This is a genomic window from Pseudomonas sp. C9-3 (assembly GCF_032392015.1).
In the GTDB taxonomy this organism is placed as follows: Bacteria; Pseudomonadota; Gammaproteobacteria; order Pseudomonadales; family Pseudomonadaceae; genus Pseudomonas; species Pseudomonas nitroreducens.
In genome coordinates, this window is record NZ_CP135919.1 from 2,132,484 (window position 1) to 2,148,403 (window position 15,920).

Annotated in this window: 14 protein-coding genes; 8 read left to right on the forward strand and 6 right to left on the reverse strand. The window is 65.0% G+C overall.

The window, feature by feature from the left end:
- The first annotated feature begins 1 nt into the window (after position 1).
- Together RS899_RS09710 and RS899_RS09715 are read left to right on the forward strand one after the other, a co-directional pair.
- Positions 2–1,054: an aminoglycoside phosphotransferase family protein gene (locus RS899_RS09710; protein WP_315809746.1), complete on the forward strand. Its 1,053-nt coding sequence runs from the start codon at positions 2–4 to the stop codon at positions 1,052–1,054.
- The gene (locus RS899_RS09715) at positions 1,051–2,553 is read left to right on the forward strand and encodes an aldehyde dehydrogenase family protein (RefSeq protein ID WP_038803180.1); all 1,503 of its coding nucleotides are present in this window, start codon (positions 1,051–1,053) and stop codon (positions 2,551–2,553) included. The genes RS899_RS09710 and RS899_RS09715 overlap by 4 nt, the downstream gene beginning before the upstream one ends.
- Before the next feature lie 7 nt (positions 2,554–2,560).
- Here the strand turns inward: RS899_RS09715 and RS899_RS09720 are convergent, their stop codons facing one another.
- Positions 2,561–3,157, reverse strand: coding sequence for a GNAT family protein (locus RS899_RS09720; protein ID WP_315809747.1), 597 nt, complete (start codon positions 3,155–3,157; stop codon positions 2,561–2,563).
- A gap of 505 nt (positions 3,158–3,662) precedes the next feature.
- On the reverse strand, positions 3,663–4,985 hold the full coding sequence (locus tag RS899_RS09725; RefSeq protein WP_315809748.1) for a CapA family protein: 1,323 nt from the start codon (positions 4,983–4,985) through the stop codon (positions 3,663–3,665).
- Positions 4,986–5,267: 282 nt separating this feature from the next.
- Here RS899_RS09725 and RS899_RS09730 point away from each other — a divergent pair, with 282 nt between their 5' ends.
- The 6 genes from RS899_RS09730 to RS899_RS09755 all read left to right on the forward strand — a co-directional run bounded on the left by RS899_RS09730 (position 5,268) and on the right by RS899_RS09755 (position 13,516).
- The gene (locus RS899_RS09730) at positions 5,268–7,121 is read left to right on the forward strand and encodes a DUF1302 domain-containing protein (protein ID WP_233298536.1); all 1,854 of its coding nucleotides are present in this window, start codon (positions 5,268–5,270) and stop codon (positions 7,119–7,121) included.
- Between the two features lie 37 nt (positions 7,122–7,158).
- Positions 7,159–8,517, forward strand: a complete 1,359-nt coding sequence (locus tag RS899_RS09735; protein ID WP_315809749.1) for a DUF1329 domain-containing protein — start codon at positions 7,159–7,161, stop codon at positions 8,515–8,517.
- A gap of 334 nt (positions 8,518–8,851) precedes the next feature.
- Positions 8,852–9,757: a LysR family transcriptional regulator gene (locus RS899_RS09740; protein WP_138525696.1), complete on the forward strand. Its 906-nt coding sequence runs from the start codon at positions 8,852–8,854 to the stop codon at positions 9,755–9,757.
- A 106-nt stretch (positions 9,758–9,863) separates the two neighbouring features.
- Positions 9,864–11,069: a M20 aminoacylase family protein gene (locus RS899_RS09745; RefSeq protein ID WP_315809750.1), complete on the forward strand. Its 1,206-nt coding sequence runs from the start codon at positions 9,864–9,866 to the stop codon at positions 11,067–11,069.
- On the forward strand, positions 11,066–12,340 hold the full coding sequence (locus RS899_RS09750) for an MFS transporter (protein WP_315809751.1): 1,275 nt from the start codon (positions 11,066–11,068) through the stop codon (positions 12,338–12,340). The genes RS899_RS09745 and RS899_RS09750 overlap by 4 nt, the downstream gene beginning before the upstream one ends.
- 66 nt (positions 12,341–12,406) lie before the next feature.
- The gene (locus RS899_RS09755; RefSeq protein WP_315809752.1) at positions 12,407–13,516 is read left to right on the forward strand and encodes a M14 family metallopeptidase; all 1,110 of its coding nucleotides are present in this window, start codon (positions 12,407–12,409) and stop codon (positions 13,514–13,516) included.
- Here RS899_RS09755 and RS899_RS09760 read toward each other — a convergent pair.
- The 4 genes from RS899_RS09760 to RS899_RS09775 all read right to left on the reverse strand — a co-directional run bounded on the left by RS899_RS09760 (position 13,486) and on the right by RS899_RS09775 (position 15,900).
- A complete protein-coding gene (locus tag RS899_RS09760) occupies positions 13,486–14,001 on the reverse strand; it encodes a GNAT family N-acetyltransferase (RefSeq protein ID WP_315809753.1) in 516 nt (171 codons plus the stop codon). The genes RS899_RS09755 and RS899_RS09760 overlap by 31 nt on opposite strands.
- Before the next feature lie 107 nt (positions 14,002–14,108).
- Positions 14,109–14,288 (reverse strand): hypothetical protein, encoded by a 180-nt coding sequence (locus tag RS899_RS09765; protein WP_024762799.1) that lies wholly within the window; start codon positions 14,286–14,288, stop codon positions 14,109–14,111.
- A 165-nt stretch (positions 14,289–14,453) separates the two neighbouring features.
- Entirely contained in the window at positions 14,454–14,900 is a 447-nt protein-coding gene (locus RS899_RS09770; RefSeq protein WP_315809754.1) for a hypothetical protein, read from the reverse strand.
- A 778-nt stretch (positions 14,901–15,678) separates the two neighbouring features.
- Complete coding sequence (locus RS899_RS09775) at positions 15,679–15,900, reverse strand: hypothetical protein (RefSeq protein ID WP_315809755.1); 222 nt, start codon at positions 15,898–15,900, stop codon at positions 15,679–15,681.
- Positions 15,901–15,920: the final 20 nt, after the last annotated feature.

The following is a 15,920-nucleotide window of genomic DNA, read 5'->3' on the forward strand; positions in this document are numbered from 1 at the left end:
CATGAACCTGCCTTGTGAAACCACCCGCGCCGCCGCCCGCGAGACCTTTCTCGCCGGCAGCGGCCTGGCCGGAGAGACGCTCACCGCGCTACCGGCCGACGCCTCGGCGCGGCGCTACTTCCGCGTCGACGGCAAGGGCCTGCTGCTGATGGATTCGCCACCCGGCGCCGAGCCGCTGGCGCCGTACCTGCGGGTGGCACAACTGCTGCGCGACTGCGGGCTGTCGGCGCCGAACGTGCTGGCCGCCGACCGTGAGCTGGGCCTGGCGCTGATCGAGGACTTCGGTGACGCCACCTATACCCGGCTGTTCGCGGCCGGCCACAGCGAGACGGAGCTGTACCGTCTCGCCGTGGATGCCCTGGTGCGCCTGCACCGTGCCGGCCCGCAAGCGGCAGAGGGTGTGCCGGCCTACGACGGGCAGAAGCTGGGCGAGGAAGCGGCGCTGTTCATCGATTGGTACGCGCCGCTGCTCATCGGCGAGAAGGCCGCCGCGCAGTTGCGCGAACGCTATCTCGCCGAGTTCGCCGCGCTCTGGCGAGACGCCTCGATGCGCCGCGAAGTACTGGTGCTGCGCGACTATCACGTCGACAACCTGATGCTGCTGGAGGGCAGGGAGGACGTGGCGGCCTGCGGGTTGCTGGACTTCCAGGACGCGCTGTTCGGCGCACCGGCCTATGACCTCATGTCACTGCTCGAAGACGCGCGGCGCGACATTCCCGAAACGCTGCGCGTGGCCCTGCTCACCCATTACCTCAGCCAGCGCCCGGAAGTGGACGGCCGGCGCTTCCTGGCCGACTTCCAGGTGCTAGCTGCACAGCGCCACGCCAAGGTGCTGGGCATCTTCGTGCGCCTGGCCAAGCGCGATGGCAAGCACGGCTATCTCAAGCACCTGCCGCGCGTACTGCGGCTGTTCCAGCGCGCGCTGGATAACGAGCAGCTGCGCCCGCTGGCAGCGCTGTTCGACTCTCACTTGCCGAACTGGCGCCAGCCGCTGGAGAGCGACGTGATCGCCCGGCGCCTGGCTTCATCCGAATCCCTGCGGAGCATTCCATGACCGACTTCCACAGCGACGTGCCCCTGCGCTTCATCGGCCCTCACTACCAGGGCGTGGCCACGCAGCGCCTGCGCGACATCATCAATCCCGCTGACCTCACGCCCGTGGGCCGCATTGCCCTGTGCGATGCGGAGGACGTGGACGCCACCATCGACGCCGCCAACGCTGCCCAGCGCGAGTGGAAGCGTGTCGATGCGAAATCCCGCGCGGCGATCCTTCACCAGTTGGCCAACGCCATCGAGACCGACCAGGCGACCCAGCGCGAAGTGGCGCGGCTGATGACGCTGGAGATGGGCAAGCCGTTCCCAGAGGCCATGGGCGAGCTGGCCAACTGCGCGCCGATCTTCCGCTACTACGCCGAGATGGCCCGCGATGAAGCGGGCAAGGTAGCCGGCACTACCCAGCTCGGCTCGTTCCAGCATGTGCGCTACGAACCCTATGGCGTCAGCGTGCACATCATGCCGTTCAACTTCCCCATCCTGCTGATGTGCTGGACCTTGGCAGCCTCGCTCGCGGCGGGCAACGCCTGCATCGTCAAGCCGGCGGAAAGCACCACGCTGTGCACGCTGAAATTCATGGAGCACTTCAAGGTGCTGCCGGCGGGGATGGTCAGCTGCGTGCCGGGCGATGCCAGTACCGCGCAGCGCCTGGTGCAATCCGAACGCACCCACGCCGTGGCCTTTACCGGTAGCGTCGCCGCCGGCAAGGCAGTGGCAGTAGCCTGCGCCGAACGGATGAAACCGGCGGTAATCGAGGCCGGCGGCAGCGACCCGATGATCATCTCCCGCCATGCACCGCTGGAAGTCGCGGCGGCCGGCGCGGTGACCGCAGCCTTCCACCTGAGCGGGCAGATCTGCACCTCGGCCGAGCGCTTCTATGTGGTCGACGAAGTGCACGACGAGTTCGTCGCGCGTTTCGCCGAGCGGACTCGCGCGTTGCGCATCGGTCACGGGCTGGAGCGCTCAGAGATCGGCCCGATGGTCAGCGAAGCGGCCCGCGCCAAGGTGATTCGCCTGGTGGACGATGCCATCGCCAAGGGTGCCACGCTGGTCTGCGGCGGGCGTATTCCGCCGCAATTCCCGGTGGGCTGGTACTACGAGCCGACCATCCTCACCGACGTCACCCCGGCGATGGCGATCTTCCACGAGGAGTGCTTCGGCCCGGTGGCGGCGATCTGCAAGGTGAAGGATTTCGACGAGGCCGTGCGCTTGGCCAACGATTCACCCTTCGGCCTGGGCGCCTCGCTGTTCTCCACGGACCTGGCGGAAGCCATGGAGGCGGCGGACCGCCTGGAAGCGGGCATGGTCTGGGTGAACAACCCGCTGATCGACAACGACGCGCTGCCGTTCGGCGGCTGGAAGATGTCCGGCATGGGCCGCGAACTCGGTCGCCAGGGCCTGGATGCGTTCCGCCGGTCGAAGATGGTGATCATCGATCACCAGCCGCAGATCCACTCCTGGTGGTATCCGTACAGCGACGAGGTGTTCTACCAGGGCTGAGTGGCTCTCAGGTCGGGGCGCGGCCCAGCCTTTGCTGCAGCCGCGCCTTCACCTCGGGCCACTCGCTGTCGATGATGCTGAAGCGCACCGAGTTGCGCTTGCGGCCGTCGGGCATGATGCGTTCGTGGCGGACGATGCCTTCCTGCACGGCGCCCAGACGCAGGATGGCGGCGCGGGACTTCTCGTTCAGCTCGTCGGTGGTGAACTGCACGCGCACGCAGTCGAGTTCTTCGAAGGCGTAGGTGAGCAGCAGGAGCTTGGCTTCGGTGTTGATCGGCGTGCGCTGCGCCGACAGGGCGAGCCAGGTGTGGCCGATCTCCAGCTTGCGGTTGGCGCGGTCGACCTTCCAGAACCGCGTGCTGCCGACGATCTTTCCGTTGTGCCGATCGAGGATGGCGAAGGGCAGGACGGTGCCTTCCTCCAGGCCCTTTTCAGCCTTGGCGATGTAGCTATCCACGGTGTCCGGGCCGGGCACGACCGTGACCTTGAGGTTCCACAGTTCGCCGTCGGTGGCTGCATTGAGCAGTGCGTCGCGGTGTTCCGCGCGCAGAGGAATGAGTTCGACGTGCTGGCCGATGAGGTGGGGGCAGGTGAGGGCGGGCATGTTTCGGGGCTCTGCTTGGAACGAGCCCAAAGCGTACCGGATGCGGGAGGCTTTTCGTAGGAGCGAAGTTTCGCCGCGAAGCTTTTGGGTTTTCGTGTTTCTGCGCCGCTTCGATGCGTGCGGATGTATTGGGTTTCGCCCCCTCGGGCGAGTCACTTCTTCCAAACGACGGATGGCCGCCCCCCGGAAAGTAACCAAGAAGGCTTGCCGCTCCATCCGGTTTTTCGCTTAGGCGAAAAATTCCCTCGTTGAATCGAAGTTTCAGGGGCACGCTACGAAGGGCCATCCCTGGCCCATCGCAGCTCTCGCGGCATCCATGCCGCTCAACCCCTGAAACTCCAATTCAACGAGGCCTCCTGAAAGGGGCGGTTCGAGTGTGTTGGCATTTCTGTGGAAGTCGAAATAGCCAGAGCCAGGGCCGGGATTTGCCATGGAGAGCGTCGTAGCTATTGATGGAGTAGGAGCGAGCTTGCTCGCTCCTACAAGTGGAAGTGCGCGACGGCGATCAGAGCGCCACGTGAGCGACGTTCCCCTCCAGCACCAGGTGCGTCCCGTAGGGCTCCGACAGCGCGGCAAAGCGCTGCAGGATCGCTTGTGCGTGCTCGCCTTCGGCCAGGCGCGGGCGGCCACGGCGGTGGACCGCTTCGCCCAGGCCCAGGCTCACCGGATGCAGTTCGATGCCGGTGAGACGGCGGCCATCGAACTGGCAGACCGGCACCAGGCTTTCCCAGAAGCGCGCATCGGAGGGGAAGCTGCGGGTGTCGTTCTGGGTGCGTTGCAGGAAGACCCTGGACGGCGTCTGGTTGCGGTCGACGCGGAACTGCTCGTAGCTGTCCGCCGGCAGGCGCTCGACCAGCTCGTTCTGGCCGATGAAGTTGCCCAGGCTGTAGAAGATCGGCTTGCCGTTGTAGATCTCCATGCCGCGCAGCAGGTGCGGGCCGTGGCCGACCACGATGTCGACGCCGGCGTCGATCATCCGTCGCGCGACCGGCTGGATGAATTCGGCGGCGGCTTCCAGGTTCCATTCGCCGGTGGCGTCATGACCCAGTTCGTGGGCGTGGATGCTCAGTACGACGATGTCGGACAACGTCCGTGCCTCCTCGACCCAGCGCAGGATGTCGTCCATGTCCTTCTTGCGCGGCAGGGTGCGCAGGCGCGAACTCTCGCCCTGGCGGAACAGCAGCGGGGTGAAGGGACCGAATACGGCCAGCGACGGATCGGGAATCGGGTGGGCGAAGCCCAGGTCCACCGCGCCCTGGTAGAGGCGGTCCAGGCCGAGGCTGGCGATGATCCCGCGCATGGCTTCCATCTGCGTGCCGTCCAGTTGGTGCACGGTGTCGTAGCGCAGCGGGTTTAGGCCGGGGCGGCCAGGCATGTCGCGGGTCTGTTCGCTGGCTTCCTGGCCCTTGCCGAAGGTGGAGGTGCAGGCGAGCAGCGAGACGGTGCCGGCGGGCTTGGTGCAGTACGCCGGGCGGCGCGCTTCCTCGAGGTTGCGGCCGGTGCCGGCGAACAGCAGTTCGCGTTTTTCCAGCTGCGCGTGGGCGGCGTGCAGGCCGGCAATGCCGTAGTCCAGGCTGTGGTTGTTGGCGGTGGAGAACAGATCGAAGCCGCCGTCCACCAGCTCATCGAGAATCCACGACGGCGCGCCGAAGTGCGAGCCGCCGCTTTCCAGCACTGCGTCGCCCTGGAAGTCGTTGGGCAGTACTTCCAGGTTGGTGAAGCTGACATCGGCGCCGCGCAGCAGGTCGAACAGCGGGCGCAGGGTTTCATCGTCGCGGCTGTTCAGGCGGCGCTGCAGGATGCTGTCGCCGGTCAACGCAATCTTCATGGTCCACCTCATCGTTGGGAGTCGCTGATGGCGGCGGACTTTAGGCCAATGCGCAGGCGCGGTCGGCTGAATCCTGGGTATCGCGATAGCTGCCGGTTATCACCCGCGAAACCTCACGGGCTGCCGGTCGCAGGCGTTTCGATTCTGGCTATGGGCATCACTTTTTTTCAGCAGTCAGCCTTGTGACAGCGCTCTTACCATGCGACCGCCTCCCGGCTTGAGAGCCGGGACGCAGGAGTGGCACGGCTTGCCGTGACCAGCACGTTCCAGGCGGAGAGCAGCATGAAAAAAACAATAACCGGCGCCGCAGGCTTCAGGCCGCACGCGCTGGCGCTGGCAACCAGCATGGCCCTTGGTGGGGCATCTTCGGCTCAGGCAGTGAGCTTCAACGTGGGGGAAATCGAAGGGCGCTTCGACTCGACCCTGTCCATCGGCGCCAGCTGGGCGATGGACAGCCCGGACAAGAAGTTCATCGGCTCCCGCAACGGCGGTACGGCCTCCAGCCAGACCTCCGATGACGGTCGGCTGAACTTCAAGAAGGGCGAAACCTTCTCCAAGATCTTCAAGGGCCTGCACGACCTGGAGCTGAAGTACGGCGATAGCGGCCTGTTCCTGCGCGGCAAGTACTGGTACGACTTCGAGCTGAAGGACGAGCACCGCCCGCTCTACGACATCGACGACAACGGCCGCGACATGGCGGCGCGCTCCTCTGGTGCCGAGCTGCTCGACGCCTTCATCTACCACAACTACGACTTCCACGACCTGCCCGGCACCGTGCGCCTTGGCCGCCAGGTGGTGAGCTGGGGTGAGAGTACCTTCATCCAGAACGGCATCAACTCGATCAACCCGGTGGACGTCGCTGCGCTGCGCCGCCCGGGCTCCGAGGTGAAGGAAGCGCTGATCCCGGTGAGCATGCTGTATTTCAACCAGGGGCTGACGGACACCCTGTCCATGGAGGCCTTCTACCAGCTCGAATGGGAGAAGACCGTGCCGGACAACTGCGGCACCTTCTTCGGCAGCGACGTGGCGGCCAAGGGCTGCGACATCAACATGGCGGTGAACGGCAGCGACTTCGACCGCGACATCGATGGCACCGGCATCAGGGGTGGCTATGGCTACGTGCCGCGCACCGGCGACCATGACGCCCGCGACGGTGGCCAGTTCGGCGTGGCGTTGCGCTGGATGGTCAACGACACCGAGTTCTCCGCCTATGCGATGAACTACCACAGCCGCACCCCGACCAGTAACTGGGTGGTGGGCAAGGGCGCGCTGGCCGACCCGGTGGGCGGACTGATCGGGCAGGGCGGGCGCAGCACGGCCAGCTGGTACCTGGATTATCCGGAAGACATTCGCCTCTACGGCCTGGGCTTCAATACCACCTGGGGCAGCACCGCGGTGCAGGGCGAGATCAGTTACCGGCCGAACATGCCGATGGGCATCAACTCCAGCGACGTCTCCGGCGCTGCCACCCTCGGCTCGGCGTCCACCAACGCGATGGTCAACGCCGGCTTGCCGATCTTCGCCAGCGGCTGGGCGGATTCGAGCTACGGCTCGCTGATCCAGGGCTACAAGCGCCTGCCGTACACCCAGGCCCAGATGACCTTCACCAACACCTTCGACCAGATCCCGGTGATCGGCGCCGAACGCCTGACGTTGGTGGGTGAAATCGGCTTTGGCCATATCGACGACCTGGGCTCCACCGATGGCTCCGACCTGCGCTTCGGCCGCAGCAGCGTTTACGGCAACGGTGAGCTGGCCAGCGCCGGTAGCTCGTCGCTGCTGGGCCTGTCGGGTAACGCGCTGTGCGAGAAGGTGGTCAACACCGCCAACCCTGGGCAGTGCAACGACAAAGGCTTCTACACCCAGAACTCCTGGGGTTATCGCCTGCGCGCGGGCCTTGAGTACAACGACCTCATCGGCGGCATCTCGTTGCGCCCGAACCTGGCGTTCTCCCACGACGTGGAGGGCTACGGCCCGACCTTCAACGAGGGCGACAAGTCGGTGAGCGTCGGCGTCGATGCCGAGTACCTGAGCCGCTACACCGCGAGCATCAGTTACACCGACTATTTCGGCGGTGATTACAACGTCAACACCGACCGCGATTTCCTTGCCGTCAGCCTGGGCGTCAGCTTCTGACGCCGCCTGCTCCACTCTCAGTCCCAGAGGTATCAGCATGAACAACAAGCAATGGTTGCAGGCCGGCTGCCTGACCCTGAGCCTGCTCGCCGGGCACGTGATGGCCGCGGTGGGCGCCGACCAGGCCGCGCGCCTGGGCAATCAACTCACCCCGATTGGCGCTGAGAAGGCAGGCAACGCCGACGGCAGTATCCCGGCCTGGACCGGTGGCCTGGCGCCCAACGCCGGCAAGGTCGATGCCGGTGGTTTCCTCGCCGATCCGTATGCGGCCGACAAACCGCTGTTCACCATCACCGCGCAGAACGCCAGCCAGTACCAGGACAAGCTCACGCCGGGCCAGCTGGCAATGTTCCAGCGTTTCCCCGACAGCTACCGCATCCCGGTCTACCCGAGCCACCGCAGCGCCAGCTACCCGCAGACGGTGATCGACGCGGCGAAGAAGAACGCTACCGCCACCTCGCTGGCCGAGGGTGGCAATGGGCTGAACAACTTCACCATGACCGTGCCGTTCCCGATTCCGCAGAGCGGCCTGGAAGTCATCTGGAACCACGTCACCCGCTACCGTAGCAACGCCATGCTGCGCACCACGGCGCAGATGAACCCGCAGACCAACGGCGCCTACACCATCAGCTACATGAAGGAGCAGTTCGCCTTCCCGTTCGGGCTCAAGGACTACGACCCGGCGAAGATGAACAACATCCTCTACTACTTCCGCCAGGAGATTCTTTCGCCGCCGCGCCGCGCGGGCAGCGTGATGCTGGTGCTGGAGACCATCGACCAGGTCAAGGAACCGCGCATGGCGTGGATGTACAACGCCGGCCAGCGCCGCGTGCGCCGCGCCCCGCAAGTGGGCTACGACAGCCCCGGTGCGGAAGGCATGCGCACCTACGACGACTTCGACATGTTCAACGGCGCGCCGGATCGCTACGACTGGAAACTGGTGGGGAAGAAGGAGCTGTACATCCCCTACAACAGCTTCGCGCTCGACTCGCCGACGCTGAAGTACGACGACATCGTCAAGCCCGGTCACCTGAATCCGGACCACACCCGCTACGAACTGCACCGCGTTTGGCATGTGGTGGCGACCCTGAAGCCGGGCCAGCGCCACATCTACAGCAAGCGTGATCTGTACATCGACGAGGACAGCTGGCAGATCGCCGAGGCCGACGCCTACGATGGCCGTGGCAGCCTCTGGCGCGTGTCGGAGGGCCATGCGCGGCCGTTCTACGACCAGCAGTTCACCTGGCTGACGGCGGAAACCCACTACGACGTGCTGTCCGGCCGCTACACGGTGTCCGGCCTGCGCAACGAGGAGAAGAGCAGTTACGACTTCGCCGTGCAGTCGAGCAGCAACGACTTCACCCCCAACGCCTTGCGCGCCACGGGCATCCGCTGACGGCGGGCTTTACTGGCGCTCACCGGCGCTCCTTGTGTTCATTCAGCGGCCTTCGGGCCGCTTTTTTTCATTCGATCCTGAATGGCGGATAACGCTGGCGCGTTATGCGCCCTACGAACTGCCAGGAAACCTCGACTGTAGGATGGGTGGAGCGCAGCGATACCCATGCCGTCGTCGCTCGGGATCGATGGGTATCGCTGCGCTCCACGCCATCCTACGAAAGGCCCGCTGCGCGACTCGCCGGTCTGCGCCCGTTTACCAACCGTTACTCACGCCGGCCTCGTTTTTGCTTTATGTTCGGACCTGTTACCGATCCCGAGCCGTCGTCCAAACCATGAAGTTGCATCAACTCCGCGCCATCGTCGCCATCTGCGAGAGCGGCAGCATCCAGGAAGCTTCGCGCCTGCTGCACATCTCCCAGCCCGCCTTGTCCAAGAGCATCAAGGAGCTGGAGGCCGAGCTGGGCGTGCCGCTGCTGGTACGCTCCAACCGCGGCATCACCGCCACCGAATACGGTGAGCGTCTGGTACGTCGCGCCCGGCTGGTGGTGGAAGAGGTGCGCCGCGCGCGGGACGAGATCGAAACGCTCAAGGGCGCCATGGACGGTCGGGTGGCCATCGGCGTATCACCGGTGACGCCCAGCCAGCAGTTCGCCAGCTGCCTGCTGCGTTACCGAAAGCGCTACCCCAAGGTGCAATTGCAGATCAGCGAACTGCGCCCGGCCAAGCTGCTCGAAGGTTTGCGCGAAGGTCAGCTGGACCTGGTGCTGACCTCGCAACCGTCTTCGCGCAACGTCGACGGTTTCCATTGGCAGGAACTGTATGCCCAACCCACCACGCTGGCGGTGCGCAAGGGTCATCCGCTGCGCAATGCGCGTTCGTTGCACGAGCTGCTCGACGAAGAATGGCTGGTGCCCGACTCGCTCGACGTCTCCCTCGCCGGGCAGATGTTCGAGCAGTACCAGGTTCGTCATCCCGAGCGCGTCATCGAGTGTGCCTCGGTGGTGCTTTACGCGGAATTGGCGGCCAATACCGATGCGGTGAGCTTCTGGTCGCGGCGGGTGTTCGACCTGCCCATCGTCTCGGGCACCCTCGATGCGCTGGATATCGCCGAGACGGTACCCGGCACCGATATCTCCCTGGTCTGCCGCCCGCCGGAGTTGATGACCCGCGAGGCGCAGACCCTGGTAGACGAGCTGGTCTACGCCTTCAAGGGCCCGCACCTGCGCAAGACAGAATGAGCGGCGTCGATAACCACCTTTGATAAGCATGCGCGAAGGTCATTATTCAGTGCTTCGCGCGTGGGGCATCCTGCCGGCCACATCAGAACAATGAGCAGGATGCGGCATGAGTCAGCACCCCACCCTAGAAAGGTTACTGGCTTCCCAGGAAGCCTTCGCCCGGATTCGCCGGGACTTTCACCAGCATCCCGAACTGGGCTTCGAAGAGGCGCGCACCAGCTCCATCGTCGCCGGCTACCTGCGCGAATGGGGCTATGAAGTCCATGAGGGCGTCGGTGGCACTGGCGTGGTCGGCGTGCTGCGACAGGGCAACAGCGCCCGCAGCATCGGCATCCGCGCCGACATGGATGCGCTGCCCATCGAGGAAGCCAGTGGCGTTCCCTATGCCAGCCAGCACGCGGGGCGCATGCACGCCTGCGGGCATGACGGCCACACTGCCATCCTGCTCTGTGCCGCCCGCGACCTCTCCGAGCAGCGCAACTTCGACGGCACCCTCAACCTGATCTTCCAGCCTGCCGAGGAAACCCTGGGCGGCGCCGTGGCGATGATGGACGATGGCCTGTTCGAGCGCTTCCCCTGCGATGCGGTTTACGCGCTGCACAACGCGCCGGGCCTGCCGGTGGGCTGCTTCCTGACTCGCGAAGGCGCCCTGACGGCGTCTTCGGACCGCGTATCGATCCGCCTGACCGGTGTCGGCGGCCACGGCGCCATGCCACACCTGACCCGTGACCCGATAGTCGCCGCCGCCGAACTGGTGCTGGCGCTGCAAAGCATCGTCGCGCGCAACGTGCCGTCTACCGAAGTGGGGGTGGTGACCGTGGGCATGCTCAAGGCGGGGGAGGCGGCCAACGTCATTCCCGACCACGCCGACCTGCGTCTGAGCGTGCGTGCTACCAAGCCTGAGGTGCGTGAGCTGCTCAAGCGGCGCATCGGCGAAATCACCCGTGGCGTCGCCGCTGTGCACGGCATGGAGCTGCAGTACGAATACGAGGAACTGGTGCCGGTACTGGTCAACACACCGGAAGAAACCCGCCTCGCACGCCAGGTGCTGACCGAACTGGTCGGCCCGCAGCGCCTGCTGTCCGAGATACCTTCGGGCTTCCTCGGCAGCGAGGATTTCGCCTGGATGCTGGAGCGCCGGCCCGGTTGCTACATCGCGCTGGGCAACGGCAACAGCGGCCCCAGCGGCTGCATGGTCCACAATCCCGGCTACGACTTCAACGACGGCGCCATTCCCTTCGGCGCGGCCCTCTGGGTGAGCCTGGTGGAAACTTCCCTGAGTACTACTCCCGGTAACGGAGCCCTGGCATGAATCGTCGCAATGCAGTTCTCCTGCTCCTGATGCTGGTGATGGTCATCAGCGTGCTGGACAAGACCATCTTCGCCTTCGCCGGCGCGCAGATCATCGATGAGCTGAAGCTCTCGCCGACCGAGTTCGGCTTTGTCGGCAGTGCGTTCTTCTTCCTCTATTCCGTCTCCGGCGTGCTGGTGGGCTTCCTCGCCAACCGTTTCCCGACGCGCTGGATTCTCGCCGGCATGTCGCTGGTGTGGATGGCCTCGCAACTGCTGGTGGCGCTGTCCAGTGGCTTCGCCGCGCTGGTCGCCGGGCGCTTGCTGCTGGGTGTCGGCACCGGGCCGGGCACGGCGGTGACCCAGCACGCCTGCTTCAAATGGTTCGGCCCGAAGGAGCGCGTGTTGCCGTCGGCGCTGATCCAGGTGTCGATCATGCTTGGCGCCGTGCTCGGCGCGCTGAGCCTGCCGCTGGCGATCCAGCACTTCGGCTGGCGCACCGCGTATTTCCTGCTGGCGCTGCTTGGGCTGGTCTGGCTGGTCGTCTGGCTCATCTTCGGCCGTGAAGGACAGCAGACCGAGGAGGAGGGGCCGGGGTCGTCGTTGCGCCTGCCGTACAGCCGGCTGCTGCTCAACCGCAGTTTCATCTGGATCACCCTGATGGGCTTCCTCAGCTACCTGCCCACCGCGCTGGTATACAGCTGGGTGCCGGTCTACCTGCAGAAGGGGCAGGGCATGACACCGATGCAGTCGGGCTACACCGTGATGGTGGTGACGGTCGGGGTAATCCTCGCCAACCTGCTGCTCTCGACCTTGTCGCAACGGGCAATGAAGCGTGGTGCCTCGGTGCAGCGCGCCATGGTGCTGCCGCCGATGCTCTTCGCGGCGGTCGCCGGAGTCGCCTTCTGCGCGCTGACGCTGCTGCACGGCGATCGTCTGGCGATCCTGGTGCTTTATGCCCTGGGTGCGATCCTGGTGAACGTCCTGCCGACCTTCTGCAACACCCTGGTCGCCTACATCGCCCCGAGCGCGCAGCGCGGCTCGATGCTGGCGATCCATATCGGCGGCATGACCAGCGCCGGCATGCTCGCGCCCTGGATCGTCGGCCAACTGGTCGAGTTGCGCGGTGGCGACATCGCCCATGGCTTCGAGACCGCACTCGGCCTGTTCGGCGTGCTTACCGTGGTCTGCGCCATCCTCGGCTGCCGGATCATCGCCCCCGAGCGCACCCGCCAGTCCCTGCAGGGCGAGCATAGCGAAGCGCCGCTGCCCGGTGCTGTCGGCCACGCCTGATCTTCTTCAAAGGGCCCGCATGTCGGGCCCGTTTTCCTCACTCGAATCCAATCATCCGGAGTGGTGATGAAGCCGTCTGCCTGCTTTTCCCAGAGCTACGCCGAAGCGCGTGGCAAGTTCCTGGCCGCCTGCCTGTCCGCCGGCCTGGTCGTCGAATCCCACCGCCACCCGCTGGCCGGCCGCGATGGTGAGCCCCTTGCCCTGGATGTGGCGCGCAGCGGCCCGCGCGATGCGCGCAACCTGCTGATCATCAGCAGCGGCTGCCATGGGGTGGAAGGATTCTGCGGCTCGGCAGTGCAAGTCGCACTGCTCAACGATCCCGACTGGCTGGAACTGTGCGCCAAGGCTGATTGCGCGGTGCTCTACCTGCACGCGGTCAACCCGCATGGTTTCTCCTGGTGGCGGCGCTGGACCCACGAGAACGTCGATCTCAACCGCAATTTCATCGACTTCTCCCAACCGCGCCCGCGCAACCAGGCTTATGGCGCGCTCGATCCGATCCTGATTCCGCGGCGCTGGCCATCCTTCGCCAGCCACTTGCGCCTGCTGCGCTACGCCATGCGCCATGGTCGCAAGCAATTGCAGGCAGCCATCTCCAGTGGTCAGGACAGTCATCCCAATGGCCTGTTCTACATCGGCGCCCAGCCGACCTGGAGCAACCAGGCCGTGCGCAAGGTGCTACGCCAGCACGCTCGCGAGTGCGCTCGCCTGGGCTGGATCGACTTGCACACCGGTTTGGGCCCCAAGGGCCATGCCGAGCGCATCTATGTAGGCGGTCACGATCCGCAGACCCTGGCGCGAACCCGCCGCTGGTGGGGCGCGGAGGTGACCTCGGCGCACGAAGGGGGATCGGTGTCGGTGCAGTTGCAGGGGCAGATGATCCTCAGCGCTGTCAGCGAGTGCCCGCAGGCCGAGCTGACCGCCATCGCCCTGGAGTACGGCACGCTGCCGGGGCTCAAGGTGCTCAAGGCACTGCGTGCGGACCAGTGGCTGGCCAACAATCCCGGCGTGCCGGCGGAGAAGGCCCTGCGCATCCATCGCCAGCTGCGTGATGCCTTCTATGTGGACGAGGACGGCTGGAAGTGCCGGGTGCTGGAACAGGCCGGCGAGGCGGCGCGGCAAGCCCTCGCCGGGCTGGGCGAGGCTCAGCCGGCGGTGGCTCGCGCGTCCAGGTAGCAGATCGTCGTGCGCCGTGACCCATTGGGCCGGCGCTGCGGGTCGGCGAAGGTTTCCAGCTCCTGGAAACCGGCCTTGCGCATCATGCCGGCGGAACCGGGGTTCTCTTCGTGTCGCTCGATGTAGATGTCGGGCAGGTCGCGGGCGACCAGATCGGCGATGGCGGCGCGCAGCAGGCGGGTACCCAGGCCACGTCCGGCTTCGCCACGGTGCACCGTGGCCTCGGCGATATAGGCATGGCGTGACCGTCCATTCTGCTGGAAGCGGCCGAAGGCATCGCTTTCATGAAAAGTCACCAGGCCGCGCAGCTCGTCACCATCCACTGCGACCAACGCCCATATTGCTCCCTCGGCAATGCCCTGGAAGTGCTCGCGCACCGGACCTTCGGGCAGGAAGTTCCAGTCGTTGGGGCCGTGCTCGAAGATCAGTTCCAGCATGCCCGGCACATCTACGGCGTGGGCGGGGCGAATCTGCAGGTCGGCCATGGCGTGTTCCTGGGCGTCGGCTCGAAGTCGAGACGAACGACTCTAGCCACGATCGATGCCCGGTTGCAGGCACAGTGGCGCAGGAAAACTGTACGGGTGGGGCCGGATCAGCGGCCGGGCAGCATCGGCGTCAGGTGCAGGATGTTCAGCAGGTGCGGAACGCGCAGCGGGTAGCAGGCCTGCAGGCGCACGCGCGCCTCGGAGAGGGTCATCTGACGGGAAAACGAGCGCAGTACGGTCTTGCCCAGGCAGTGACCGTCCTGAAAATGCACGAGGAATTCATTCATGGCGAAGCGACAACGAGGAAACACGCACGAGGTGGCGCACAGGGCGCGAATAATAGCGACTTCGACGCGTTCATCGTTGCCATAAATCATCCTTTGCAGGAACTGTCCGACGGAACGCTCGTTCCGCCACCGGCCGAACCGACGACCGGCGGCGTCGGAAAGGGCCTAGAGCCCTGAAGCATGCTCGTAAGAGTAGTCCAGGCGCAGGACGTTGTAGTCCAGCCGCATGCCAAAGGCGTGCATGAAGAAAGCCTCCAGTTGCAGCTCCAGCGAGCGCGAGGTCAACGTCGCCAGGCGTACGCCCTGGCGGCGCGTGCGGCGGTTCACCGCGGTGAACTCCTCGTGGACTATGCCCTGGGACGCCGGGTCCGCAATCAGGCGATAACAGCTGTCCGGCAGGTCGTCACGCTGGGTGGCGCTGAGGCTGAGTTCGGGGTGGCCGTCTGCGTTGGTGATCAATTCCACGCTGCAGCGCAGGCCTCGGTCGCGGGCGAAGCGCGAAGCCTCTTCGAAGGCCGGCAGGGCCTTTTGCAGGACCTGGATCTCGAAGGCGAGGAAGAATTGCTCGTCGAATTCAACGTCCTGGGTATCGCGGGGTGCCTGGTTCAACATCGCCGGCATCTCCTGTGTCGATGAAACGAGAAAACTTTCGTAAGCGAGTCGGGATCGCCAAAGTTTCGTCATCGCGGCATTGCAGGACACAACGCACACACAGTCGGCCAGCAATGCCATTTGCCTGAACGAAAGGCCATCACACTTAAGCGGCGGACGACTGTCAATGAGCATTCCTGCATAACGGCGCCCCCCTGCAATAGCCAAGCGTACACCCGCCAGGGGCGCGGCCTGTTGTTGCCACGGCCGGTAGGATCGAAGGCAGGTGTAAAGCTGTCGTTACGGATGACGCCCGCCGCCGAGACTTCCGACGGGTGGGCATATCCGCTCAGAACGTGAAGTCATCCATGGCAAGGGCCGCGTCGCCGCCCTCGACAAGGGATTGCGCCAAGCCAGATGAGTGATCAGTGAGGTTTCGAACAACTTCAGTTCGTTGAGCTTTATGCGGATGTTGTTGCGTAGGACTGTTGGAGTGAATGGAGAAAGCTACACGCGCAGTAAGTCTGAGCAAATTAGCCCTCGTCCACGGCCGCGCGGGTAATATGTCCGCCTCTGGCTGCTGGCTGCCCCTACGGAGACCTGACAATCCGCCCCTCATGAATCTCCTGGAAGAACACCTCCAGGGTGTCGGCATCTTGCTCCAGCTGACTGGCCATGGTGCGCAACTCAGTCCTAACTTCGAGCACTTGAAGGGCCAGCGCATTCAACCGATCGGCTACCGAGGCGTTGTTGAATGAAGTAGTGCGAAGCGCAGTAATCTGCTGCTTCTCCGTGCTATTCAATCCAGTACTTGAATGCTGCCTCCTTGGGTTCGCTCAGCCAGCGTCCGGAGGTTCTCGGCGTCATCTTTCAGCAGGGCTATCACGTCGGCGATATTCGCCGCGTAACCCGCCGGCAACTCTTGTATCGCCTGGTCAAGAGCCATTGCGATCGATTCACTGTGAAACGCTAGCTCAGCGAAGGTCACCCGCAATTGTTGAGTCGAGTAGTCCAGTGGCATCGCAGCCTCCTCATGAATAG